23 protein-coding genes are annotated in these 23,423 nt (G+C 60.6%); 13 read left to right on the top strand and 10 right to left on the bottom strand.

What is annotated here, in order from left to right; genetic code table 11:
- Positions 1–6: 6 nt before the first annotated feature.
- The 7 genes from rhaS (at position 7) to FHT86_RS34995 (ending at position 7,095) form a co-directional block, all read left to right on the top strand.
- On the top strand, positions 7–1,002 hold the full coding sequence (gene rhaS, locus FHT86_RS34965; RefSeq protein WP_133704570.1) for a rhamnose ABC transporter substrate-binding protein: 996 nt from the start codon (positions 7–9) through the stop codon (positions 1,000–1,002).
- A 72-nt stretch (positions 1,003–1,074) separates the two neighbouring features.
- Entirely contained in the window at positions 1,075–2,610 is a 1,536-nt protein-coding gene (locus FHT86_RS34970) for a sugar ABC transporter ATP-binding protein (protein ID WP_133704569.1), read from the top strand.
- 10 nt (positions 2,611–2,620) lie between these two features.
- Positions 2,621–3,625, top strand: coding sequence for an ABC transporter permease (locus tag FHT86_RS34975; RefSeq protein ID WP_133704568.1), 1,005 nt, complete (start codon positions 2,621–2,623; stop codon positions 3,623–3,625).
- Positions 3,622–4,635, top strand: coding sequence for an ABC transporter permease (locus FHT86_RS34980; protein WP_133704567.1), 1,014 nt, complete (start codon positions 3,622–3,624; stop codon positions 4,633–4,635). The genes FHT86_RS34975 and FHT86_RS34980 overlap by 4 nt, the downstream gene beginning before the upstream one ends.
- Positions 4,632–4,958 carry an L-rhamnose mutarotase gene (gene rhaM / locus FHT86_RS34985; RefSeq protein WP_133704566.1) on the top strand — a complete coding sequence of 109 codons (327 nt, stop codon included), beginning with the start codon at positions 4,632–4,634 and terminating at the stop codon, positions 4,956–4,958. Before FHT86_RS34980 ends, rhaM begins: the two co-directional genes overlap by 4 nt.
- Entirely contained in the window at positions 4,955–6,340 is a 1,386-nt protein-coding gene (locus FHT86_RS34990; RefSeq protein WP_133704565.1) for an FGGY-family carbohydrate kinase, read from the top strand. Before rhaM ends, FHT86_RS34990 begins: the two co-directional genes overlap by 4 nt.
- Positions 6,341–6,444: 104 nt before the next feature.
- The gene (locus FHT86_RS34995; RefSeq protein ID WP_133704564.1) at positions 6,445–7,095 is read left to right on the top strand and encodes an HD domain-containing protein; all 651 of its coding nucleotides are present in this window, start codon (positions 6,445–6,447) and stop codon (positions 7,093–7,095) included.
- Positions 7,096–7,154: 59 nt separating this feature from the next.
- On the opposite strand, the gene FHT86_RS35000 is transcribed toward FHT86_RS34995, so the two are convergent.
- The 3 genes from FHT86_RS35000 to FHT86_RS35010 form a co-directional block, all read right to left on the bottom strand.
- Positions 7,155–8,114: a GlxA family transcriptional regulator gene (locus tag FHT86_RS35000; RefSeq protein WP_133704563.1), complete on the bottom strand. Its 960-nt coding sequence runs from the start codon at positions 8,112–8,114 to the stop codon at positions 7,155–7,157.
- Positions 8,115–8,205: 91 nt separating this feature from the next.
- Positions 8,206–8,445, bottom strand: coding sequence for a 4-oxalocrotonate tautomerase family protein (locus FHT86_RS35005; RefSeq protein WP_133704562.1), 240 nt, complete (start codon positions 8,443–8,445; stop codon positions 8,206–8,208).
- Between the two features lie 60 nt (positions 8,446–8,505).
- Complete coding sequence (locus FHT86_RS35010; RefSeq protein WP_133704561.1) at positions 8,506–9,219, bottom strand: SDR family NAD(P)-dependent oxidoreductase; 714 nt, start codon at positions 9,217–9,219, stop codon at positions 8,506–8,508.
- Between the two features lie 219 nt (positions 9,220–9,438).
- Between FHT86_RS35010 and FHT86_RS35015 the strand changes: the two genes are divergently transcribed.
- On the top strand, positions 9,439–10,365 hold the full coding sequence (locus tag FHT86_RS35015) for a LysR family transcriptional regulator (protein ID WP_133704560.1): 927 nt from the start codon (positions 9,439–9,441) through the stop codon (positions 10,363–10,365).
- A 24-nt stretch (positions 10,366–10,389) separates the two neighbouring features.
- Here FHT86_RS35015 and FHT86_RS35020 read toward each other — a convergent pair whose 3' ends face one another.
- Positions 10,390–11,286, bottom strand: a complete 897-nt coding sequence (locus tag FHT86_RS35020; RefSeq protein ID WP_133704559.1) for a LysR family transcriptional regulator — start codon at positions 11,284–11,286, stop codon at positions 10,390–10,392.
- A gap of 128 nt (positions 11,287–11,414) precedes the next feature.
- Here FHT86_RS35020 and FHT86_RS35025 point away from each other — a divergent pair, with 128 nt between their 5' ends.
- Positions 11,415–12,032 carry a glutathione S-transferase family protein gene (locus FHT86_RS35025; RefSeq protein ID WP_133704558.1) on the top strand — a complete coding sequence of 206 codons (618 nt, stop codon included), beginning with the start codon at positions 11,415–11,417 and terminating at the stop codon, positions 12,030–12,032.
- 59 nt (positions 12,033–12,091) lie between these two features.
- Positions 12,092–14,158, top strand: a complete 2,067-nt coding sequence (locus FHT86_RS35030; RefSeq protein WP_409527647.1) for a pyridoxamine 5'-phosphate oxidase family protein — start codon at positions 12,092–12,094, stop codon at positions 14,156–14,158.
- Between the two features lie 41 nt (positions 14,159–14,199).
- Here FHT86_RS35030 and FHT86_RS35035 read toward each other — a convergent pair whose 3' ends face one another.
- Positions 14,200–14,538, bottom strand: coding sequence for a carboxymuconolactone decarboxylase family protein (locus FHT86_RS35035; RefSeq protein ID WP_133704556.1), 339 nt, complete (start codon positions 14,536–14,538; stop codon positions 14,200–14,202).
- Positions 14,539–14,597: 59 nt separating this feature from the next.
- Here FHT86_RS35035 and FHT86_RS35040 point away from each other — a divergent pair, with 59 nt between their 5' ends.
- Together FHT86_RS35040 and FHT86_RS35045 are read left to right on the top strand one after the other, a co-directional pair.
- Positions 14,598–15,590 (top strand): AraC family transcriptional regulator, encoded by a 993-nt coding sequence (locus FHT86_RS35040; protein ID WP_246779811.1) that lies wholly within the window; start codon positions 14,598–14,600, stop codon positions 15,588–15,590.
- Between the two features lie 233 nt (positions 15,591–15,823).
- The gene (locus FHT86_RS35045; RefSeq protein WP_133704555.1) at positions 15,824–16,930 is read left to right on the top strand and encodes a branched-chain amino acid ABC transporter substrate-binding protein; all 1,107 of its coding nucleotides are present in this window, start codon (positions 15,824–15,826) and stop codon (positions 16,928–16,930) included.
- An 89-nt stretch (positions 16,931–17,019) separates the two neighbouring features.
- Here FHT86_RS35045 and FHT86_RS35050 read toward each other — a convergent pair whose 3' ends face one another.
- From FHT86_RS35050 to FHT86_RS35070, 5 genes are all read right to left on the bottom strand, one after another.
- The gene (locus FHT86_RS35050; protein WP_133704554.1) at positions 17,020–17,844 is read right to left on the bottom strand and encodes a sugar phosphate isomerase/epimerase family protein; all 825 of its coding nucleotides are present in this window, start codon (positions 17,842–17,844) and stop codon (positions 17,020–17,022) included.
- A gap of 30 nt (positions 17,845–17,874) precedes the next feature.
- Complete coding sequence (locus FHT86_RS35055; protein WP_133704553.1) at positions 17,875–19,050, bottom strand: dihydrodipicolinate synthase family protein; 1,176 nt, start codon at positions 19,048–19,050, stop codon at positions 17,875–17,877.
- Between the two features lie 13 nt (positions 19,051–19,063).
- Positions 19,064–20,221 carry a Gfo/Idh/MocA family protein gene (locus tag FHT86_RS35060; RefSeq protein WP_133704552.1) on the bottom strand — a complete coding sequence of 386 codons (1,158 nt, stop codon included), beginning with the start codon at positions 20,219–20,221 and terminating at the stop codon, positions 19,064–19,066.
- Positions 20,222–20,350: 129 nt separating this feature from the next.
- Positions 20,351–21,070 carry a TetR/AcrR family transcriptional regulator gene (locus tag FHT86_RS35065; RefSeq protein WP_133704551.1) on the bottom strand — a complete coding sequence of 240 codons (720 nt, stop codon included), beginning with the start codon at positions 21,068–21,070 and terminating at the stop codon, positions 20,351–20,353.
- A 251-nt stretch (positions 21,071–21,321) separates the two neighbouring features.
- Entirely contained in the window at positions 21,322–21,951 is a 630-nt protein-coding gene (locus FHT86_RS35070) for a VOC family protein (protein ID WP_133704550.1), read from the bottom strand.
- A 248-nt stretch (positions 21,952–22,199) separates the two neighbouring features.
- Here FHT86_RS35070 and FHT86_RS35075 point away from each other — a divergent pair, with 248 nt between their 5' ends.
- Positions 22,200–23,408: a TIGR03862 family flavoprotein gene (locus FHT86_RS35075; protein WP_133704549.1), complete on the top strand. Its 1,209-nt coding sequence runs from the start codon at positions 22,200–22,202 to the stop codon at positions 23,406–23,408.
- The last annotated feature ends 15 nt before the right edge of the window (positions 23,409–23,423 follow it).

Consider the following 23,423-nt stretch of genomic DNA (forward strand, 5'->3'; position numbering starts at 1 on the left):
AGAGACATGAATATTGCAAAGAAATTGGCGATTGGCGTAGCGCTGGCCGTCGCAATGATGGCTGGCACGGCAAGTGCAAAAGACGTCAAGATCGGCCTCGTGGTGAAGTCGCTCGGTAACGGCTTCTTCGAAGCGGCCAACAAGGGCGCTCAGGAAGCTGCAAAGGAACTCGGCGGCGTCCAGGTGATCTACACCGGCCCGACGCAGCCGACCGCTGAAGCCCAGATCGAAGTCATCAACTCGCTGATCGCACAAGGCGTCGACGCCATTGCTATCTCCGCCAACGACAAGGATGCTGTGGTGCCTGCCTTGAAGAAAGCTACACAGCGTGGCATCAAGGTGATCTCCTGGGACTCCGGCGTAGCTCCGGCCGGCCGCATCCTGCAGCTCAATCCGTCTTCGAACGAGCTGATCGGCAAGATGTGCCTGACGCTCGCCAAGGATCATCTTGACGGCGGCAAGGGCGATTTCGCCATCCTGTCGGCGACTTCCACCGCCACAAACCAGAACATCTGGATTGGCGAGATGAAGAAGCAGCTCAAGGATTTCCCGGGCCTCAACCTGGTAACGACTGTCTACGGCGACGACCTTTCGGATAAGAGCTACCGCGAAGCCCAGGGCCTCCTGACATCGCATCCGGAAGTCAAGGTCATCGTCGCTCCGACCACCGTCGGCGTGCTCGCTGCTTCGCAGGCCGTCAAGGATGCCGGCAAGATCGGCCAGGTCTATGTGACCGGTCTCGGCCTGCCGTCTGAAATGGCCGGCGCCATCAAGTCGGGCGCCACGAAGGAATTCGCGATCTGGAACCCGATCGATCTCGGCTATTCGGCAACGCAGATCGCCTACCGCCTCGTCAAGGGTGAAACCGACGGCAAGCCGGGCAGCGAGATCAATGCCGGCCGCATGGGCAAGATCAAGGTCGGAGAAAACGGCGAAGCCGCCATGGCCGATCCTTTCGTCTACAACGCTTCGAATATCGATCAGTTCTCCAAGGTCTTCTGATCGACCATCCCGTTCGCAACTTTCCGGCGGCTTCGGCCGCCGGACTTGGTTCACTTATCCGGTACATTCCTGATGACCACAGTCCTTCAACGACCCGCCGCAGGCATGCCAACCTTAGGCAATACGGCCATTCTGGAAATGCGCGGCATTTCACAGATCTTTCCGGGCGTGAAGGCGCTTGATGGCGTCAGCATCTCGCTTTATCCCGGCAAGGTTACGGCCCTGATCGGCGAAAACGGTGCCGGCAAATCGACGCTTGTCAAGATTCTGACCGGTATCTACCGTCCGAACGAAGGCGAAATCCTCGTCGACGGCAAGCCGACGGCGTTCCATAGCGCCCAGGCCGCAATCGACGCAGGCGTCACCGCCATACATCAGGAGACCGTGCTCTTCGATGAGCTGACGGTCGCCGAAAACATCTTTCTCGGCCATGCGCCGCGCACGAAATTCCGCACAATCGACTGGAAGACGATGAACAGCCGGGCGAGGATCCTGCTGGAGTCGCTGGAAAGCACCATCGATCCGTCGATCCGCCTGAAGGACCTCTCCATCGCGCAGCGCCATCTCGTGGCGATTGCCCGCGCTCTGTCGATCGATGCCCGCATTGTCATCATGGACGAACCGACGGCCGCACTTTCCCGCAAGGAGATCGACGATCTCTTCCGTATCGTCGAGAGCCTGAAGGCCAAGGGCAAGGCCATATTGTTCATCAGCCACAAGTTCGACGAACTCTACGAAATCGCCGATAATTTCGTCGTCTTCCGTGATGGCCGCGCGGTTGGGCACGGCCGGCTGAAGGAGACGCCGCAGGACGAGATTGTCCGGATGATGGTTGGCCGCGATGTCAAGGATGCATTCCCAAAGGTGCCGGTCACGATCGGCGACACCGTGCTCGAGGTCGAGAACTATTGCCACCGCACCGAATTTCGGGACATCTCGTTCAAGCTTCGGCGCGGCGAAATCCTCGGCGTCTACGGACTGATCGGCGCCGGCCGTTCCGAACTTTGTCAATCGCTGTTCGGCATCACCAAACCGCTCTCCGGACGGCTGACGTTGAGCGGCCAGGAAATCCATATTCATTCGCCGCATGACGCCATCCGCGTAGGGATCGTCTATGTGCCGGAGGAACGCGGTCGTCACGGCCTTGCGCTACCGATGCCGATCTATCAGAACATGTCGCTGCCCTCGCTCGGGCGCACCTCGCGCAAGGGTTTCCTCAAGGCAGCCGACGAGTTCGCACTCGCCCGCAAATATGCCGAGCGGCTCGACCTGCGCGCCGCCGCCCTCTCCGTACCGGTCGGCACGCTATCGGGCGGCAATCAGCAGAAGGTTGTGATCGGCAAATGGCTGGCGACGCAGCCGAAGATCATCATTCTCGACGAGCCGACCAAGGGCATCGACATCGGCTCGAAGGCTGCCGTGCACGGCTTCATCAGCGAGCTGGCGGCAGAAGGTCTCAGCATCATCATGATCTCCTCCGAACTGCCTGAAATCCTTGGCATGTCGGACCGGGTGCTGGTGATGAAAGAGGGACTTTCGGCCGGATTGTTCGACCGCGAGGGGCTGACGCCGGAAACGCTGGTGCGCGCCGCAACAGGCAATGCATAGGGAGGGTCGGATGCCACGCATCCTCAAAAAACGCGAGACGCTGCTCTTCGTCATCATCATCGTGATGATCGCCGGTTTCGCAACGCGTGCGGCCGGCTTTGCCGAGCCCGCCAATCTCGCCAATATCTTCAACGATACGTCGATCCTGATCATCCTGGCGCTGGCGCAGATGACGGTCATCCTGACGAAATCGATCGATCTTTCCGTCGCCGCCAATCTCGCCTTCACCGGCATGGCCATCGCCATGTTGAATGCTGCCTATCCCGATCTGCCGCTGATCGTTCTCGTGATCACCGCTGTCGTCATGGGCGCAGTGCTTGGCGCCATCAACGGCTATCTCGTCTGGGCTCTGGAAATCCCGCCGATCGTCGTCACCCTCGGCACGCTCACCATCTATCGCGGCATGGCCTTTGTGCTGTCCGGCGGTGCATGGGTCAATGCCCACCAGTTCACCCCGACCTTCCTCAGCGTACCCCGTACGCCGCTGCTCGGCCTGCCGGTCCTCTCCTGGATCGCCATCGCCATCGTGCTGATGATGTATTTCCTGCTGCGCTACACGCGCTTCGGACGCTCGACCTATGCCAGCGGCGGCAATCCGGTTGCGGCCGTTTATGCGGGTATCGATGTCGGCTGGACGCGCTTCCTCGCCTTCGTGCTGTCGGGCGCCCTCGCGGGCCTCAGCAGCTATCTCTGGGTATCGCGCTATGCCGTCGCCTATGTCGACATCGCCAACGGTTTCGAACTGGACAGCGTCGCGGCCTGCGTCATCGGCGGTATCTCGATTGCCGGCGGTGTCGGCTCGGTTGCCGGCACCGTGCTCGGCGCGCTGTTTCTCGGCGTCATCAAGAATGCCCTGCCCGTCATCGGCATCTCACCGTTCACGCAGATGGCGATCTCCGGCACCGTCATTGTCCTCGCCGTCGTCTTCAACGCCCGGCGCGAGCGCAATCGCGGCCGCATCATCCTTAGGGATCAGGCGGCGAAGGAAACCTCGAGCAAGGAGGTAACCGCATGAGCACCGTATCCGAAACCACGCCGGAGAAGCGCAGCATTCCCGACCGTCTGGGTACGCCCTTCAAGCGCGTGATGGCGAGCTGGGAAGTCCTGCTGCTCGGCGTCGCGATTGCCATTTTCATCTTTAATTCCCTGGCCTCACCCTATTTCCTCGACCCTTACAATCTCTCGGATGCGACGTTCAATTTCACCGAAAAGGCGATGATCGCCTTTGCCATGGCATTGCTGGTCATTGCCGGCGAAATCGATCTTTCCGTCGCCGCTATCATCGCTCTTGCCTCGACTGCCATGGGCGCTGCGGCACAGGTGGGTGTCGACACGGTGGGGCTGGTGGCAATCGGGCTAGGTGTCGGGCTCGTCTGCGGCCTTTTCAACGGCTTTCTCGTCTCAGTGCTGAAACTGCCGTCGATCGTCGTCACCATCGGCACGATGAGCCTGTTCCGCGGCATTTCCTATATCGTCCTCGGCGACCAGGCGTATGGCAACTATCCCGAGGCCTTCGCCTATTTCGGCCAGGGCTATGTTTTCTGGGTCTTCTCCTTCGAATTCGTTCTCTTCATCGTGCTGGCGATCGCCTTCGCCATCCTGTTGCATGCGACGAATTTTGGCCGGCAGGTCTATACGATCGGCAACAATGATTTTGCGGCGCGCTTTTCCGGCATCCCGGTCGAACGGGTCAAATTCATCCTGTTCCTCCTGACCGGCATCATGAGCGGCATCGCCGCCGTCTGCCTGACCTCCCGTCTCGGCTCAACGCGACCGTCGATCGCCCTCGGTTGGGAGCTGGAAGTCGTGACCATGGTTGTGCTTGGCGGTGTCTCGATCCTTGGCGGCTCCGGCACGATCGGCGGCGTCGTCATCGCCGCCTTCGTCATGGGTCTGGTGACCTTCGGTCTCGGCCTTCTCAACGTGCCCGGCATCGTCATGTCGATCTTCATCGGCCTACTCCTGATCATCACCATCGCGCTGCCGATCGTTGCACGGCGCCTCAAAGCCATGAGCTCGAAATGACCTCCTCCCTCGAACGCCACGCTTTCAAGATGACGCTCAATCCCGGCATGGAGGCCGAGTATAGAAAACGTCATGACGAGATCTGGCCGGAACTGATCGAGCTGCTGCACCAGGCCGGCGTCAGCGACTATTCCATCCATCTCGACCGCGAGACGAACACGCTGTTCGGCGTTCTGACGCGGCCGAAGGACCACACGATGGCCAGCCTTCCCGACCATCCCGTCATGAAGAGATGGTGGGCGCACATGGCCGATATCATGGCAACCAATCCTGACAATTCGCCCGTTCAGAGCGATCTCGTGACGGTCTTCCATCTGCCATGATCGCTACGTCGACCTATCGCCGCATCGCCGTCCTCGATATCGGCAAGACCAATGCCAAGGTCGTGGTGCTCGACGCGCAGACCGGTGCAGAGATTGCCGTCGTACGGACGTCCAATACGACGCTGAAGACCGGCCCCTACCCGCACTACGACATCGAGCGGTTATGGGATTTCGTCATCGACGCGCTGAAGGATTTTGCCGCCATGCCCGGCTTCGACGCGATATCGATTACCACGCATGGCGCCTCCGCCGTTCTTCTGGCTCAGGATGGCAGCCTCGCCCTGCCCGTGCTCGATTACGAGCATCACTATCCAGAAGCCGTGCAGGAGGCTTATGAGCGCCTGCGCCCGCCGTTCGGCGAGACGTTTTCGCCGAGACTTTCCGGCGGCCTGAATGTCGGCGCGCAGATCCATTATCAGAAAAGTGTATTTCCCGGCAATTTCGCCCGCGTCAGCACGATCCTGACATATCCGCAATATTGGGCCTTTCGGCTGACCGGCGTTGCCGCCAACGAGGTGACTTCGCTCGGTTGCCATACCGATCTCTGGAACCCGACTGCCGGCGCTTATTCCTCGCTGGTCGATACGCTCGGCATTCGCCCCCTGATGGCCCCCATTCGCTCCGCCTTCGATGTACTCGGGTCTCTGTTGCCGGCAATCGCTGAAAATATCGGTCTCGATGCTCCGGTTCCGGTCTATTGCGGTATCCATGATTCCAACGCCTCGCTGCTGCCGCATCTCGTGGAGAACGAAGCGCCCTTCGCCGTCGTCTCGACCGGGACCTGGGTGATCAATTTCGCCGTTGGCGGCGACCTTGACCATCTCGACCCGGCGCGTGATGCGCTCGCCAATGTCGATGCCTATGGCCGCGCCGTGCCTTCCTCGCGTTTCATGGGCGGGCGGGAATTCGAGATCCTGGCGGCCGATATCGGACCTGTATCGCCGGAGGCGGCGGAAACGGCCCTCGAAACCGTGATTGAAAAAGGCATCATGCTGCTGCCGAATGTGGTCGAGGGGTCCGGCCCCTTCCCCGGCAAGAAGATGCGCTGGATCGGGCAAGCCCAAGCCAACCCGGCCGAACGCCTCGCCGCCGCCAGTCTCTATCTGGCATTGATGACCGAGGCTTGCCTTGGCCTGATCGGCGCCAAAGGCCCGGTCTTCGTCGAAGGCCCCTTCGCGCTCAATCGGACCTATCTTGCCGTTCTGTCTTCGCTGACCGGCTCGGACGTCGTCGCCCTGCCCGGTTCGACCGGCACCAGCCAGGGTGCCGCGCTGCTGACCGGCATCAAGCCCACGACTCCACCAGAAAATCCGCCTATCCGGATCGATCTGATGGGTCTGCGAGAATACCGCCAAGCCTGGCATCAGGCATTGGCAGAATAAACGCCTCCTTTGTCCGAATTCCACGCATCGCTTCAATTGCGATGGACGGCACCTTTCACGATCATCTCCGCATCCGCTGATTGGCACGATAAGGAGATTTGACCATGTCCCAGGGAAGCGAAATCATTGCCGGAATCAGGATACCGGACAGCCAGATGGCAAAGGCAGCGACGGAGTTGGTGCGCGACACCGAGACCGACCTGCTCTACCATCATTCCCGCCGCGTCTTCCTGTTCGGCGCACTGACAGGCGAGCGCAAGAAGCTCAACTACGATCCAGAACTGCTCTATATCGGCACCATGTTTCACGATATGGGCCTGTTCGATTCCCACGCCAGCGAGACCGAGCGTTTCGAGGTAGACGGTGCCAACGCCGCCCGTGACTTTCTGAAGGCCTATGACGTCTCCGAACGCGATGTCGACGATGTCTGGGATTCGATCGCGCTGCACACGACCCCCGGCATTCCGCAACACAAGCGCCCGACGGTCGCTCTCGTCACCGCCGGTGTCGAGATGGACGTGCTCGGCATTGCCTATCATGATTTCACCGAGGAGCAGCGCCATGAGGTCTGCACCTGCCATCCGCGCGGCCTGAAATTCAAGCACGGCATTCTCTCGGCCTTCTGCTACGGCACGATCAAGAAGCCGGACACCACATTCGGCAACGTCAAGGCCGACGTGCTGGAGCGCATGGATCCAACCTACAAACGGGTGAATTTCGCCGAATTGATCATGGATTCGGCGTGGGATAGCTGATCCTCGATCCCAGCCGGAGGCCTGCAGGACATAGTGTCGGCGGGCCTCCTTTTACAAGCTTAACTCCGCCTGAAGCTTGCCCGATATTGGTTCGGCGTCACGCCCAGGCGTTTCGCAAAGACTAGCCGCATACGCTGAACGTTGCCGAAGCCGCATTCGAAGGCGACGGCCTTCAGCGCCAGATCGCTTCCTTCCAGTAGATTGCGAGCCGCATCGACGCGTGCCTGTTCCACGAACTCGGCCGGCGTGGCCTGAACCTGCTGCACGAAGGCACGGGCGAAACTCCGCGGACTCATGCCGGCCCGTTCTGCGAGATCGGCAACGGAGAGGCGATCGCGCAGATGCGCCATGACATGCAGATAGACCTTGGCGATCGGTGAGCCTTCTTCCGCCGGCGCTGCAATGTAGGGGCTGAACTGCGACTGGCCGCCCTGACGCTGAGCCACGACGACAAGACGTTTGGCAACGGCGAGCGCGACAGCGGCGCCGTGATCCTCATTGATGATTGCGAGGGCAAGATCGATGCCCGCGGTGACGCCCGCCGAGGTCAGAAGCGCGCCATCGCGGATATAGATGCGATCGAAATCGACATTCGCCTGAGGAAACATCCGCGCCAGCACCGGCGCATTTTGCCAATGAGTCGTTACCAGTCGGCCATCAAGAAGCCCTGCGTGACCAAGCGCGAAGGCGCCGGTACAGACCGAGCCGTAACGTGCGGCCGCGCCGACGATGCTATGCAGACAGGCGATCAACCGTGGGTCGGGTGCGGCTTCGGGAAGCCCCGGCCCTCCCGCTACCAGCACCATATCGAAGCCGGGCTCAGCTTCCTCATAGGTGACATCCGGCACCAGGAGCATGCCGTTCGAGGCGCGGAACGGTTGCCGCTCCGGGCCGATCAAGGCCACGCTATATCCGTCGCCATCGGCGATAAACGCATTCGCCTCGGCGAATACGTCCAACGGGCCGGAGACGTCGAGGGCCTGTACCCCCGGAAAAATGATCATCGCGACCGACCGCATCGAAACCGCACTCCGTCCAATCAAATAGACAACGGAATGCGGTATAATCGAAATTGGCTATCGGCGTATAGAAAGCGCAATTGCCATGCAGCTATTTGCTTTTCGATGCGGCAAGCTGCCGCCGGTAGTCTTCGACCGGCAGGCCTCCCACACCCCAGCTATCCATCTCCACCTCATTGATGACGACGAAGGTGGTGTTTTGCGGCTTGCCGAGAACATCGAAGAGAAGGTTGCTGACGCCCTTGATCAGGGCGGCCTTCTGTTCGGCGGTGGTTTGAGTCGCGCCCGGTACGGTGCCTTCGCGGGTTACCTGGATGTTTACATAGGGCATGATTGGGCTCCTCGTTGGAGCGGCGGCATCACGGTGCGCCGCTCGTTGTTCAGATTCGGTCTACCAGCGACCGGCATGCTGGCCGCCGTCGACATGCAGCGTCTCGCCGGTGACAAAGCCGGCCTTTTCGAGATAGAGAACGGCATCGACAATGTCGGCAATATCACCCATGTGGCCGACCGGGTGCAAGGCAGCCAGGAATTCATGTGTCTCCGGCGCATGCATCGGCGTCTTGATGATGCCGGGCGCAACTGCATTCACGCGTATGCCGCTCTTGGCATATTCGATAGCGAGGGCCCGTGTAACAGCGTCGAGCCCACCCTTGGTCAGTGAGGCAAGTGCGGCCGAAACGCCGGCAATCGGCTGGTCGACCAGCGTGGTGGTGATCTGGACGATGTGACCACTGTTGCGCTTCAGCATTTCGGTAGCGGCCAGTTGCGAGATGTGGAAGAAGCCTTCAACGTTGACGGCGAAAGCGTTTCTGAAATCCTCAACTGTGTACTCGGTAAACGGCTTGGCGATGAAGATGCCAGCGTTGTTGACCAGCGTGTCGATGCGGCCGAACCGCTCCAATGCCGTCTGAACGATGCGCTCAGCAACCTTGCGATCACCGACATTGCCGTCGACAGCGACCACGGAGGGATCCGAGGATGGCTTGATCGAACGCGAATTGGCAACAACGGCATAGCCGTTTTTGCGATAGGCGGCGACAAGGGCCGCGCCGATGCCCTGCGATGCGCCAGTGATGATTGCGACCTTTTGTTCATTGCTCATTGTCTTCTCTCCTTAAGAGGGGCCGAGGCCCGCTCACAGGGCGCAGGGGACCGCGCCGTGGCGGTTCGCTCCGCACGCCTTGAACTTCGTTTCGATGTTACGGATGCCCTTAAGAGGCCGGCGAGGCACCCTGGCCTCGCTTGCAAACAACATAGTATCTTGCAAAGATCGCCGGAATAATCGCCCATCGGAAGTCAGTATTGCAGTCTGAGGAAGAATATGGATCGCATCGAGGCCATGAAGGTGTTCGTCACGACATTGGACGAAGGAAGCCTGGCGGCGGCCGGCCGCAAGCTCGGGCGTTCCGCTGCCGCGATCACCCGCGCCATCACAGCGTTGGAACACCATGTCGGTGTCCAGCTCCTGCACCGGACCACCCGGACAATTCGGCTGAGTGAAGCCGGCGAGCGCTATGCCGCCGCCTGCCGGCGCGTATTGTTGGATATGGAGGAGGCGGATCTTTTGGCTGCGGGCGAAACCAAAGCGCCGCGCGGCTTGCTGACGATAACCGCGCCGCTTATCGCCGGCGTGGCGATCGTACAGCCGATCCTCGACGCGTTTCTAGACCGCAATCCCGAGGTCAAGGCGAAGCTATTGCTGCTCGATCGCCCGGTCAGTCTGGTGGATGAAGGTATCGACGTCGGCCTACGGATCGCGCATCTCGCCGACTCCAGTATGGTGGCAATCAGGATCGGCGAAGTGCGACGCGTGATCTGCGCGGCCCCATCCTACCTCGATGCCCATCCCCCGATCACGGAGCCCGCCGATCTCGCCAATCATCAATGCGTGGCGCTCGCCCAATTCGGCGAAACGAGCTGGAGCTTCCCCGCCACTTCACCGAATGGCGCCCAACGGCTCGTGCATATTTCACCACGGCTTATCGTCAATGGTATAGCCACAGTGATTGCCTCTACCGCCGAAGGCCATGGCGTCACCCGCGTTTTCTCCTATCATATTGCGGAGAAAGTCAGCCGTGGCGAATTGAAGATCATCCTGGCAAAAGACGAAGCCGCGCCGCTGCCGGTTCATGTTGTGGTGCCTGAGGGGCGCCTCTCCGTTCCCAAAGTGCGGGCCTTTGTCGACGATGCCGTTCCGCGGCTGCGAGCGGAATTCAGCCGCTTCGCCCGGTTGTGCCAGGAAACCTGAAGCGGCCCGAGGAATGGCCAGCCGCTAACGGATTGTCGGCCCCGTCCGCAGTTGCTCCACCGCGAAATCGACAAAGGCGCGCGTCTTTGCGGAGACATGCCGGCCTTCGGCATGCACGACGTGGATGGGCAACGGTTCCTCCTCGAATTCCTCCAGAATGATGCGCAATCGGCCGTCGGCGATCGGCTTTGCAACCTGATAGGAGAGCGTGCGTGCCAGACCCCAGCCGCTCAATGCCGCCGAGATCGAGGCCTCGACGGTGTTGCAGAACAGACGCGGATGGAGGGCGGGGGACGATTTGGCTTCAGGGCCGAAACGCCACTCGAGCGGCGCCGATGATCCCGTGTTCGCAACGATCGTATGGCTAGCGAGATCGACCGGCGTCTGCGGCACGCCATGGCGCTCGAAATAGGACGGCGCACCGCAGACGACGCGACGCACAGTGCCGACCCTGGTGGCGTTGTAACTGGAATCCGGCAGGTGGCCGATACGGACGCCGACATCGATCCCCTCCTCCACTAGATTGACGATGCGATCGAACAGCAGCACGCGACCGGTGACCGCCGGATGCAGCGCCAGGAACTTGGTGACGATGGGCATGACGTAATATTGTCCGAAGAGCACCGGCGCGGTGACGGTCAATACGCCGGACGGCGTCGCGTAGGAGCCGCCGGCGGAGGCCTCGGCCTCATCGATATCGCTGAGAACGCGGCGGCAATCCTCGACATAGTGGTGGCCCTGTGCCGTCAGCTTCACCGAACGCGTCGAACGCAGAAACAAACGCGCACCGGTGACCTCCTCCAGAAAGGCCACCGCGCGGGTGACGGCCGGCGGGCTCATGTGCAACTGCCGCGCCGCATCGGCGAAACTGCCGGTATCGGCCACTTTCACCAGCACCTTCATGCATTGCAGCTTGTCCAACCGATTCTCCTGTCACACTCAGGATTATTCCATTTAACGAAACAGTTTCTTGTTCACTATCGTACTTCTGTTTTCTGGAGAAACAATCATTTTTAAGACGAACAACTATCAACCCGGAGACCAAAATCATGAAGCTCTACATCCATCCAATGTCCGGCCATTCCCACCGCGCCCACCTATTCGTGTCGCTGATTGGCGTCGACGCCGATATCGTCGAAGTCGACCTCACGCAGGCTGAGCACAAAACGCCGGCGTTCCTCGCGCTCAATCCTTTCGGGCAGGTTCCGGTGCTGGACGACAATGGCACTGTCATTGCCGACTCCACGGCAATCCTGGTTTATCTCGCCAAGAAATACGCGGAAAACAGCTGGTTGCCGGAAGATGCTGTGGGAGCCGCTGCCGTGCAGCGCTGGCTTTCGGTCGCGTCCGGCGAAATCGCCTACGGTCCCTGCGCCGCACGTCTCGTTACGGTCTTCGGCGCCAAGTTCAATGCGGATGAGGTGATCGCTCGCGCCCATGTCATCTTGAAGCTGATCGACAATGAACTCGCGACGCGCCAATGGATTGCCGCCGATCATCCGACGATCGCCGATGTGGCGCTTTACAGCTATATCGCCCGCGCGCCGGAAGGCAATGTCGACCGTTTCCGATATCATAATGTCAGCGCCTGGCTTGCTCGCGTCGAATCTCTTCCAGGCTTTTACGCCTTCCAGAAAACGCCGATCGGCATCGCCGACGTGGCCTGACACCCCTCCCAGAAGCATCACCGCTCCCCCTTCTTTCGAAAGGCTAGGTCATGTTGACCATGAACAGAACCGAAAATGCCGCTCCCTGGCATGCCGGGGAAATAACCCTGCAGAAAAAGGCCGGGGTGGCGGAGCGGATGAGCGAAATCGGCCAGCGCGTGCTGCGCGATCATTTGATCGATCAGCACCGCGACTTCTACCCGCAGCTTCCCTTTATCGTGCTTGGCACCGTCGATACCAGAGGCGATGTCTGGGCAACGCTGCGCGCCGCCCATCCGGGCTTTCTGCATAGCCCTGACATCCATACGCTGAGTGTCAATCTTGGCCGCGATCCGGCCGATCCCGCCGACGCGGGCATGAACGATGGCGACGCCATCGGCATGCTCGGCATCGAGCTCCATACCCGCCGCCGCAACCGTCTGAACGGTATGATCCACCGGCAACGGAATGACGGTTTCGATGTTACGATCGGCCAGTCCTACGGCAATTGTCCGCAATATATCCAGTTGCGGGATTTCGAATTCGTCCGTGATCCGTCCGAACGGACGGATCAGCCGGCGCTGCATCTCGCTGAACTCGACGGCAGGGCAAAGGACATGATCAAGAACGCCGATACCTTCTTCGTCGCCTCCTATGTCGACCGCGAGAATGGGCAGAGGCAGGTCGACGTGTCGCATCGCGGCGGCAAGGCCGGCTTCGTGCGCATCGGCAGCGACGGCGTGCTGACCGTTCCGGATTTCGCGGGCAATCTCTTCTTCAACACGCTCGGCAATTTCCTCGTCAATCCGAAGGCCGGACTGGTCTTTGCCGATTTCGACAGCGGCGAATTGCTGCAGCTCACCGGCGAGGCGGAGGTTATTTTGGAGTCGCCGGAGCTATCAGCCTTTCAGGGCGCCGAGCGGCTGTGGCGCTTCACCCCGCGTCAGATCGTCCGCCGTCCGGGCGCGTTGCCGTTGCGCTGGAAGTTCCGCGAACGCGGCTGGTCGCCCAATTCGCTCATGACCGGCAGCTGGGACGACGCCGCGAGTCGGTTGAAGGCAGCGGAACTGCCGACGGCTTGGCGGCCGTTCCGTGTCGCCAAGATCGTCGACGAGAGCGCTGTCATCCGCTCGTTTCATTTGGAGCCCGCCGACGGCAATGGGCTGATCCCGCATTTGCCCGGCCAGCATCTACCGATCCGACTAACGCCAAAGGGCGCAGACAAACCGGTCTTCCGCACCTTTACGCTTTCGACGGCGCCATCGGATGGTCTCTACCGCATCAGCGTCAAGCGCGAAGGTCTGGTGTCTCGGCACCTGCACGACACCATCCGCGAAGGCGACATTATCGAAGCCCGGGCGCCAGCCGGTCTCTTCACCATCGATGCCACGGAGAAACGACCGGCCGTGTTGCTCGCAGCCGGCATTGGCATTACGCCGCTCATCGCCATGCTGCGCCACATTGTCTATGAAGGATTTCGAAAGAGATATATCCGTCCGACGTGGCTGTTCTATTCCGCACACAGCAAGGCCGACCGGGCCTTCGATCGCGAGATCGAGGACCTCGTTGCTGCAGCACAAGGCATGATCCGTCTTGTCCGCGTCCTCAGCAATTCGGTGGGTTCAACAGCCGGCGAAGACTATGAGAGGATCGGGCGTATCGACATGCCGCTCCTGACCTCGGTCCTGCCCTTCAATGACTACGACTTCTATCTCTGCGGACCACCGACGTTTATGCAGTCAATCTATGACGGCCTCACAGGCCTCAACGTCGCCGACGCCCGAATCCACGCCGAGGCCTTCGGCCCCGCCTCTTTGGTCCGGAAATCCGACGCATCGAAAGCGCTTCTCCTCGACACCCCAGCGCAGACTTCCGTACCGGTGCAGTTCATGCGCTCGGCCAAGGAAGCCCGCTGGGAGCCCGGCTCCGGCACCTTGCTGGAACTTGCCGAAGCACGCGGTCTGTCGCCGCAATTCAGTTGCCGTCTCGGCAATTGCGGCAGTTGCCGGACAAAGATCATCGCCGGCAGGGTCGCCTATACCAGAACGCCGACCGCGCCTGTCGGCGAGGACGAAGCACTGATCTGCTGCTCCGTGCCGGCAGCGACCGAGGGCGACGAGGGCCAACCACTACAACTGGATTTGTAGTTGCGCTGACGTCTGCTTGCGCAGGCTTGTCTGACGAGCCATTAACTCGCAACGGCTTCGGCGGCATCCATGACGCGGGCCGAATAGACCAGAGCGGCACCGGCATTGACGGAGATGGCGACGCCCAGGGCCTCGGCGATCTCTTCCTTGGTGGCGCCAAGCTTCTTTGCTTCGGTAGTGTGGACGACAATACAACCGTCGCAACGCAGGGTGACGGCGACGGCAAGGGCGATCAGCTCGCGCTGCTTGGCATCGAGATAGTTGGTGGACTTGCCGGCGGCCGACAGCGTCTGGTAACCCTTGATTGTTTCCGGCGCCACCTTGGCGATCTCGCCGATGCGACCGAACAGCTGCGAGCGATATTCCTTCCAATTCAACATGACGATCTCCTTTTGCGATCTCAGCAGCGGCGTGATTGCCTCGGCTGTTGGAAAGGACTATGCCTTCAATAATCGATACGTTGAATGTTCCAAACGCTCATCTCATAGCGCAATCGTCTCATCTCATGGACACACTGAGCCGCCTTGTCGAACTCTCCCGTTTGCAGCCGACACTCGATATTCGCTGCCGGCTCGAGGGCGTATTTCATATTGATCACGAGCCGGCGCAGGAAGGTGTGCTCCCCTTTCATCTCGTCCTCGACGGAAGCTGCACCATTCAGTTGCGCTCCGGGCGACAGATCGTGTTGAAAGCCGGCGATTTCCTACTGCTTCCGCGCGGCAGCGCACATATCCTCAAAAATCTTGGCGACGCCGACGAGCCAGCTGCGCCGCTCATACTATCCTATGACGGCATGCTGCCGCTGCGGCAAAACGGCGGGGCGGTCGATGTCGACCTGCTCTGCGGCCACTTCAAATGCGCACCGGAATCGTCTGCCTTACTCCTCGACTCCCTGCCGGATCCGTTCCACGCATCGCTGGCAAGCGTCCAAAGTGGCGATATGCTGAAGAGTTTCGTCCACCTGCTGCGTCAGGAAACGATGCTCGGGCTACCAGGGGCCTTGGTGATCGTCACAGGCATGTGCCTTGCTTTGCTCATCCTGGCGCTGCGGACACGCAACACCGCGCCCGACCGAACACCGGGTCTTCTTGCGCTGCTCGCCGATCCCCGCTTGAGCAAATCCATAAGAGCCGTGATGACAGCGCCCGGAAACCGCTGGACGATCGAGGGGCTGGCCAACCTCTCGGCAATGTCGCGCGCGACCTACGCACGACAATTCACGGCCTGTGCCGGAATGACGATCGGCGATTTCCTGACTTCCCTGAGGATGTCGGTTGCAAGCGATCTGCTGCGCGGCACGACGCGCAGCATCGCCGATATAGCCGCTGAAATCGGTTATGAATCGGAAGCCGCCTTCGGCAAGACATTCAAAGCCAAAAACGGCCTCACGCCCGCCAAGTTCCGGCAGCGCTCTTCCGCTAGAAATTTCTGAAAAATCGTCAAAATTGTCCTCGCGATGGTTATTTTCTTGCGGAATCGCAGTAATATTCATACAGAAACTGCCCTTATGAACGCTTTTGAGGTCAAAAATGTCCGGAAGCGATCATCAGCCTTGATGTCACTTCCTGTCCCCATTTTCAGGCGCCTTACGGCAGTTTGCGCGTCACGACAGGCCATTGCGGCGGGTTCAAAGGGCGCTGCCGCGCCCATCCAAGGAGAGAGAAAATGAGTCTGAAGACATTGACGGCCGCGACGTTCGTCGCCTCGCTGGCCTTCGCGCCACTCGCGCATGCGGATATCGTAATTGGTCTGATCGCGCCTCTAACCGGCCCCGTCGCCGCTTATGGTGACCAGGTCAAGAACGGCGCACAGACCGCCATCGACGAGATCAACAAGAGCGGTGGCGTTCTCGGCCAGAAACTGGTCCTGAAGCTGGGGGACGATGCCGGCGATCCGAAGCAGGGCGTTTCCGTCGCCAACGATTTCGTTGGCCAGAGCATTCGTTTCGTCGTCGGTCCGGTAACCTCGGGCGTCGCTATTCCGGTTTCGGATGCGCTCGCCGAAAACGGCATCCTGATGGTAACGCCGACCGCGACTGCGCCGGATCTCACCAAACGCGGCCTGACCAATATCCTGCGTACCTGCGGCCGTGACGATCAGCAGGCCGACGTTGCGGCGCAATATGTGCTGAAGAACTTCAAGGACAAGAAGATCGCCATTCTCAACGACAAGGCGGCCTACGGCAAAGGTCTGGCGAACGCGTTCAAGGCGACGCTCAATGCCGGCGGCGTCACTGAAGTGCTCGACGATTCCCTGACCCCTGGCGAAAAGGATTACAGCGCACTGACGGCGAAGCTCAAGGCTGCCGGCGTCGATGTCGTCTATTTCGGCGGCTATCATCCGGAAGGCGGTCTTCTTGCCCGTCAGTTGCACGACATCTCCGTCAAGGCGCAGCTCATCGGCGGCGACGGCCTGTCGAACACCGAATATTGGGCAATCGGCAATGAAGCCGCCGCGGGCACGATCTTCACAAACGCTTCCGATGCGCTGAAGAACCCGGATTCGCAGAGCGCCGCCAAGGCGCTGCAGGAGCGCAACATCCCGGCGGAAGCCTTCACGCTGAACGCCTACGCTGCCGTGCAGGTATTGAAGGCCGGCATCGAAAAGGTCGGCAGCGCCGACGACGCCGAAGCCGTCGCAACCGCACTGAAGAGCGGCGAACCGATCCAAACCGCTATCGGCAAGGTCACCTATGGCGAAACCGGCGACCTCACCTCGCAGAGCTTCTCACTCTACAAGTGGGATGCCGGCAAGATCGTCCCGGCCGAATAAGCCGCTTGATCCAAGTCTTTAAATTTCGCCGGGCCATTCGTGGCCCGGCATTTTTATATTTGCCTGATCGTCGGCCCCGCCATGCCCCTTCAACAAACGGTGCGGAAGCGTTCGACACAGGTGGACAGGACCTCCTCGCCCGGCCTTTTCCACCAATTCGCTTCCGAGAAGATTTCCACTTCCTGCGGACCGAAAAAGCCGGCCTTCTCGATAGCAGCGCGAATACGCTTCAGGTCGATGACGCCGTCTCCCATCATGCCGCGATCAAGCAGCAGATCCTTGGTCGGTACCAGCCAATCGCAGATGTGGTGTGCCAGGATCTGGCCGTTGGCGCCGGCCCGCGCGATCTGATCATAAAGCTTCGGATCCCACCAGACATGGTAGACATCGACGGCGACGCCGACACCCTCGCCAAGAAGGTCACAGATATCGAGCGCCTGTTCCAGCGTGTTTACGCAGGCACGGTCGGCGGCATACATCGGGTGTAACGGCTCGATCGCCAGCGGAATGCCAGCACTGCGCGCATGCGGCAGGATCGCCGCAATGCCGTCCGACACCATTTCGCGAGCGTGAGCGATATCCTTCGAACTCTTGGGCAGGCCGCCAACAACGAGCACGAGGCAATCAGCATTCAGCGCCGCCGCTTCATCGATCGCCCGCCTGTTGTCATCGATCGCTGCTTTCAGGCCCTCGGGGTCGGCCGCCGGGAACATGCCGCCACGGCAAAGGCCGGTGACCTTCAGCCTGTTATCGGCAACGATCCTTGCTGCTTCCGCCAAGCCGATCGCGTGTACCTGGTCGCGCCAGGGAGCGATCGCGACAATATCCTGCTTCAGGCAGGCTTCGACCGCCTGGCGCATGTCATATTGCTGGCGCACGGTCGCAAGATTGATGGAAAGGCCTGATATAGCCATTCTGATGATCCTCCCAGATCCTGCTTTCGATTAGGCGACACCGACCGTGGCAAGGATCGTCTTCATCCGCCGCACAGCGAGATCGGGGTCTCTCAGAACACGCGCCGCATCGGCGAGGCGAAACAGCTCCGACAAGTGTACGATGGAGCGCGTGCTCTGCTGGCCGCCCAGCATCTGGAAGTGGTCCTGGAAGCCGTTGAGATAAGCGAGGAAGACCACACCGGTCTTGTAGAAGCGCGTCGGCGCCCTGAAGATATGCCGCGACAGCGGAACGGTCGGCGCCAGCATCTGGTGGAAGGCGTCGAGATCGTTCTCGGCAAGCTTCGAGAGAGCGGCGCTCGCCGCCGGCGCAATCGCGTCGAAGATGCCAAGCAGCGCATGCGAATATCCCTGTTTATCCCCCGCGATCAGTTCGGCATAATTGAAATCATCGCCGGTATACATTTTGACCGCTGGATCGAGACGACGGCGCATGACGATCTCTTTTTCCGCCGACAACAGCGAGATCTTGACGCCATCCACCTTGGCGGCGTTGTCGTTGATGATCGCGACCGCCGTATCCATCGCGTGCATATCGTCGGACGAACCCCAATAACCGGCCAGCGCCGGATCGAACATCGAGCCAAGCCAGTGGATGATTACCGGTTGTTGGACCTGCCCGAGGATGCGGTTATAAACAAGGACGTAGTCGTCCGGGCTTTTTGCGGCCGCGGCAAGCGCGCGGCTCGCCATCAGGATGATGCGCCCGCCCTGGCCTTCGACGAAGGCGACCTGCTCCTCATAAGCGCGAATGACGTCATCGATGGTGACGTCGGGACCGGGTGCCAGATGATCGGTGCCGGCGCCATAGGCGATCAACGAATCCGAGCGATTGCGGGCGGCCGATTGCGCGTGCGTGATCAGCTCCTTGGCGCCGGTCCAGTCGAGGCCCATGCCGCGCTGTGCCGTGTCCATGGCTTCCGCCACGCCGAAACCGAGATCCCAGAGATATTCGCGAAAAGCAATCGTCCGTTCCCAATCGATGTTGCGGTCGAGCCAAGGATCGTTGTTGGCTAGCGGATCGACAACGACATGGGCAGCCGCATAGGCAACGCGGTTGAAACGATGGCCGCCCGCCGGGCGCTCCGGAGGACTAAGCGGCGTATTAGCGACGGTGAATTCGGCGAGCTTGCCATCGGTCCCGGGCAAACGAAGGGTCTTCGTCATTGTCTTAAACCTCCTAGTGAGCGGAAAGCGAGGGAACGTCGACCCAGCGGCGCTCCGCCCAGCTCCTTTGAGCGAGCTCGGCGAGTTGAACGCCCTTGGCGCCCTCGCGCAAGGTGAATTTCCACGGTGCATCCTCGACGACATGCCGCAGGAAATCCTCCCATTGCACCTTGAAGCCATTGTCGAAGGTCTGCGTGTCCGGCACCTCGTCCCAGGTATCGAAGAAATTGATCGGCTGCGGCTGATCCGGATTCCAGACCGGCTTCGGCGTATTGACGCGATGCTGCGTCCAGCAGCGCATCAGCCCGCAGACTGCCGAACCCTGCGTGCCGTCTACCTGGAAAGTGACGAGATCGTCGCGGCGCACGCGCACGGCCCAGGAGGAATTGATCTGTGCAACCACGCCGCCGTCGAGCTCGAACGTGGCATAAGCAGCATCGTCGGCATCGGCGACATAAGTCTTGCCGTTTTCATCGACGCGGCTCGGAATATGCGTCGCGCCGTAGCAGCTCACGGCTTTGACCTCGCCGAAAAGATTGTCGAGCACATAGCGCCAATGCGGCAGCATATCGAGGATCATCCCGCCGCCATCGGCCTTGCGGTAGTTCCAAGAGGGACGCTGCGCCTTCACACCCCAATCGCCTTCGAAAACCCAATAGCCGAACTCGCCGCGCACGGAGAGAATCTTGCCGAAGAAACCGCTGTCGCGCAGCATGGCGATCTTGCGCAGGCCCGGCAGATAAAGCTTGTCCTGCACGACGCCGTTCTTGACGCCACGACGCTCGGCCGAGCTTGCGACGGACAACGCTTCATCCAGCGTCTCGGAAATCGGCTTCTCGCAATAGACATGTTTGCCGGCCGCGATGGCTCTCTCCAGCAGGGAGACGCGCATCTGCGTCGAGCCGGCATCGAAGAAGATCGTGTTGTTGGGATCGGCGAGAGCGCTGTCGAGATCGGTAGTTGTCTTGGCGACGCCATGCTTGCGTGCGATTTCCTCGATCTTCTCGGCGTTGCGGCCGACCAGGATCGGGTCCGGCATCAATCGGTCGCCACTGGCGAGCAACACCCCGCCTTGGTCGCGGATTGCCAGGATCGAACGCACGAGATGCTGATTATAACCCATGCGGCCGGTGATGCCATGCATGATGATGCCGATCGGCTTCGTCACCATATCTCCCTCCTCCCGTAAATAACTATATAGTTACATAACTGACACGGCGACGCAGTCCTGTCAACGGCCATCATCGAAGGGCGTAGCGGCGACTGCGCGGATTCGGTGGGATTTGGAGGAGTTCTGTGCTTAAGGACGCAAATAGGCGAAGATGACGTCGACGATATGCTCGCCCCAGGCGTCGATCTCCGACTTGTCGGAGAGGTTCCGCCGGAAGATCGTCGACAGCGTCCAGCGGTTCGTCAGGAAGAAAGACCCAAGGGCAGCGATGCTCATGTAGATCTTGACCGGATCGCAACCCGGACGAAAGTCACCCGCCGCAGCGCCGCGGTCCAGCAAACCGGAAATCTCGGCGACCAAGGGCGAATGCAGCTCGAAAATTCGGGCCGACCGCTTCAAAAAGCGGGCCTTATGCAGGTTTTCGGTGCTGAGAATGCCGAGGAACTCCGGATGGTCCAGGAAATATTTCCATGTGAAAACAACAAGCTCCCGCATGCCCTCGGTGGGGGTGCGGTGCGAGAGATCGAGCCTTGCCTCCGCTGAACGAATGGCGACGTAGCTGCCCTCGAGGACAGCGACATAAAGTGCGTCCTTGCCGCCGAAATAGTGATAGAGCATGCGCTTGTTGATCTTGGCACGTTCGGCGATAGCGTCGACGCGGGCACCACCGTAACCGCGCTCGGCAAATTCCTTGGTCGCCGCAGCTAGGATCGCCTTGCTTGTGCGCTCCGCATCCCTGAGGCGCGGTCGCTCGGCGGGTGCACCCGATACCGCTTGATCGGCGGTCTCGGCCTCCGTTTCAACCTCTGGGCTCTTCGATCGGCTCTTTGTGACTTTGGCTTCGGTCATCGCGACTCCCGGCTGCACTTGGCAAGGCCGATGCGGCCTCCTAGCTGCCGACAAGTAACCGATCGTGGCACAAGTTGACAGGCCCTCAAAAATCGAGGGGCGTAGTAACTATATGGTTATATAAAACTTGGCGATTGGCAATAGGAGTTCAGCGCAAGCTCGAAGCGCCGCATTGGTGACAGATCATGCTTTCGTGCAGGGTGGGCGAGCGAAGCGGGTGATTTTCAACGGCTTCGCAGGCCCGCCCCTACTTACAGCGGCAGTTCCTCGCCGGCTTGTTCTCGAACCATGTATTCGGCGTACCAGTCCGGCCAGTTTTCATCGCGTTGGCCCCCGGTTCGCTTCTCGTGTTCGCCATGCGCCTCCGCCGCCCGCCGGAGCGCGGCCGCAAGCTCGGTCGACGAGGTGAATGACGTGACATTCGCGTCCACGCGGCCGGGTAACCGGGCTGTAACTTCCTGAAGCAGCCAGACGTTGCCATCGGGGTCGCTGAATGAGGCGAGCGAGGCGTAACTCCGGCGCTCGGGATCCGGACCGCTCACACGGCCCGGCCCCTCGCCGCGGTGGAATATCTCGCTGACCTCGACGCCGCGCTTGGCGAGCTCAGCATGGGCCATTTCGATATCGGATACGACGAGAAAGAGGCTCGAGGTTTCCCCCAAATGGATCGAGCATGGCGAGCCAGGAGGCGTGAACTGGACGGCGCGAGATCCGTCCTTTCGAAGAAAGTCTGCATCTAGCCGCCAGCCGAGGTCTCCGTAAAAACGCTTGGCGCGGCCGACGTCTGCGACGGGGAGGACGGCGACCTCAAGCTTCAGCGCGACCGTTGGTGTTGTCGAGGTCTCGCTCGCCGTTGTGCTTTGTACCTGAATGTTGCTCATGCGGGGCTCCCTACGTTTAGAGGTTCAAGACAAAGTTGGAGATTATGAAACTGCACGAGTACCGATGACGCAGCACGATGGTTCGGCCGACCGCATAGATGGCCAAGTATTGATTTAGGCGACATGGCGGCCTTGGCCAGAGGGGTGGCGACTCCAAGCTGACCATCGGACACTCGTCGCCAAGGTACCTTGCTTTCAACGCCGGCTCAGCCCAAGAGAACAAGAACTATTCAACACCGGGCGGCTTCATGGCACGAAAACAGATCGCGATCATCGGGGGCGGCCCTGCAGGCCTGATGGCAGGCGAAGTGCTGTCGCTCTCCGGCCATCAAGTCACCGTCTACGACAGCATGCCAACGGTCGCCCGCAAATTCCTGCTGGCGGGAAAATCCGGGCTCAACATTACCCATTCCGAGGATTACGCCCGTTTCGCCAATCGCTTCGGCCCGGCCTCCGAACGCCTGCGTCCTGCCCTCGACGCCTTCACGCCCAACGATATCAGAGCCTGGGCGGCGGGGCTTGGCACGGAGACATTCACTGGCTCCTCGGGCCGCGTCTTTCCAAAGGTCATGAAGGCCTCGCCGCTGCTGCGCGCTTGGCTCGGCAGGCTGGAGGCGCAAGGCGTCAAGGTTTTGACTCGGCATCGCTGGTCTGGTTTTGCTGAAGGCGGCTTCGCCTTCAAGACGCCTGAGGGGCGGACGATCATTCGATGCGATGCAGCCCTGCTTGCGCTCGGCGGAGCGAGTTATCCCCGGCTCGGTTCGGATGCCGGTTGGATCACCTGGCTTCGGGATGGAGGGGTCGACATCAGCGACTTCCAGCCCGCCAATTGTGGATTCGATGTCGCTTGGAGCGCAGTTTTCGCGGAGCGTTTCGCCGGCGTGCCGTTAAAGGCGGTGACGGCGACGTCTGACGCCGGCACCTTCCCCGGGGAATTCGTCATTTCCCGACACGGTATCGAGGGCAGCCTCGTCTATGCTCATGCCGCCAGCCTGCGTGACCGGCTTGCAAGCGACGGGAATGCCGCACTTGTAGTCGATCTCGCACCCGGGAGGACAGAGGAACGGCTGTCGCGCGATCTGGCGCGGCAGGACATGAAAGCCAGCCTCTCCAATCGCCTCCGCAAAGGTGCCGGAATTGAAGGCGTCAAGACGGCTCTGCTGCGAGAACTCGTTCCGCCCGCGACTCTGACAGACCCTGAAGGGCTATCGCGGCTGATCAAAGCCCTGCCGATCCCGCTCGTGAGGCCTCGGCCCATCACTGAAGCCATATCATCAGCCGGCGGCATCCGCTGGAGCGGTGTCGACGACGGATATATGCTGAAGGCCCTGCCCAGCGTGTTCGTCGCCGGAGAGATGATAGATTGGGAAGCCCCGACCGGCGGCTATCTTCTCACGGCCTGTTTCGCCACCGGACGCGCTGCAGCGAAAGGAATAGAGGCCTGGCTGCAGCGGTGAAGGGTTCCTACCTCC

Source organism: Rhizobium sp. BK313, assembly GCF_014193655.1.
Lineage (GTDB): Bacteria > Pseudomonadota > Alphaproteobacteria > Rhizobiales > Rhizobiaceae > Rhizobium.

Bases quoted from the DNA above. Each gene is read 5' to 3' on its own strand.
- rhaS (WP_133704570.1), top strand. From the start codon at position 7: ATGAATATTGCAAAGAAATTGGCGATTGGCGTAGCGCTGGCCGTCGCA.
- FHT86_RS34970 (WP_133704569.1), top strand. From the start codon at position 1,075: ATGACCACAGTCCTTCAACGACCCGCCGCAGGCATGCCAACCTTAGGC.
- FHT86_RS34975 (WP_133704568.1), top strand. From the start codon at position 2,621: ATGCCACGCATCCTCAAAAAACGCGAGACGCTGCTCTTCGTCATCATC.
- FHT86_RS34980 (WP_133704567.1), top strand. From the start codon at position 3,622: ATGAGCACCGTATCCGAAACCACGCCGGAGAAGCGCAGCATTCCCGAC.
- rhaM (WP_133704566.1), top strand. From the start codon at position 4,632: ATGACCTCCTCCCTCGAACGCCACGCTTTCAAGATGACGCTCAATCCC.
- FHT86_RS34990 (WP_133704565.1), top strand. From the start codon at position 4,955: ATGATCGCTACGTCGACCTATCGCCGCATCGCCGTCCTCGATATCGGC.
- FHT86_RS34995 (WP_133704564.1), top strand. From the start codon at position 6,445: ATGTCCCAGGGAAGCGAAATCATTGCCGGAATCAGGATACCGGACAGC.
- FHT86_RS35000 (WP_133704563.1), bottom strand. From the start codon at position 8,114: ATGCGGTCGGTCGCGATGATCATTTTTCCGGGGGTACAGGCCCTCGAC.
- FHT86_RS35005 (WP_133704562.1), bottom strand. From the start codon at position 8,445: ATGCCCTATGTAAACATCCAGGTAACCCGCGAAGGCACCGTACCGGGC.
- FHT86_RS35010 (WP_133704561.1), bottom strand. From the start codon at position 9,219: ATGAGCAATGAACAAAAGGTCGCAATCATCACTGGCGCATCGCAGGGC.
- FHT86_RS35015 (WP_133704560.1), top strand. From the start codon at position 9,439: ATGGATCGCATCGAGGCCATGAAGGTGTTCGTCACGACATTGGACGAA.
- FHT86_RS35025 (WP_133704558.1), top strand. From the start codon at position 11,415: ATGAAGCTCTACATCCATCCAATGTCCGGCCATTCCCACCGCGCCCAC.
- FHT86_RS35030 (WP_409527647.1), top strand. From the start codon at position 12,092: ATGAACAGAACCGAAAATGCCGCTCCCTGGCATGCCGGGGAAATAACC.
- FHT86_RS35035 (WP_133704556.1), bottom strand. From the start codon at position 14,538: ATGTTGAATTGGAAGGAATATCGCTCGCAGCTGTTCGGTCGCATCGGC.
- FHT86_RS35040 (WP_246779811.1), top strand. From the start codon at position 14,598: ATGCCTTCAATAATCGATACGTTGAATGTTCCAAACGCTCATCTCATA.
- FHT86_RS35045 (WP_133704555.1), top strand. From the start codon at position 15,824: ATGAGTCTGAAGACATTGACGGCCGCGACGTTCGTCGCCTCGCTGGCC.
- FHT86_RS35050 (WP_133704554.1), bottom strand. From the start codon at position 17,844: ATGGCTATATCAGGCCTTTCCATCAATCTTGCGACCGTGCGCCAGCAA.
- FHT86_RS35055 (WP_133704553.1), bottom strand. From the start codon at position 19,050: ATGACGAAGACCCTTCGTTTGCCCGGGACCGATGGCAAGCTCGCCGAA.
- FHT86_RS35060 (WP_133704552.1), bottom strand. From the start codon at position 20,221: ATGGTGACGAAGCCGATCGGCATCATCATGCATGGCATCACCGGCCGC.
- FHT86_RS35065 (WP_133704551.1), bottom strand. From the start codon at position 21,070: ATGACCGAAGCCAAAGTCACAAAGAGCCGATCGAAGAGCCCAGAGGTT.
- FHT86_RS35070 (WP_133704550.1), bottom strand. From the start codon at position 21,951: ATGAGCAACATTCAGGTACAAAGCACAACGGCGAGCGAGACCTCGACA.
- FHT86_RS35075 (WP_133704549.1), top strand. From the start codon at position 22,200: ATGGCACGAAAACAGATCGCGATCATCGGGGGCGGCCCTGCAGGCCTG.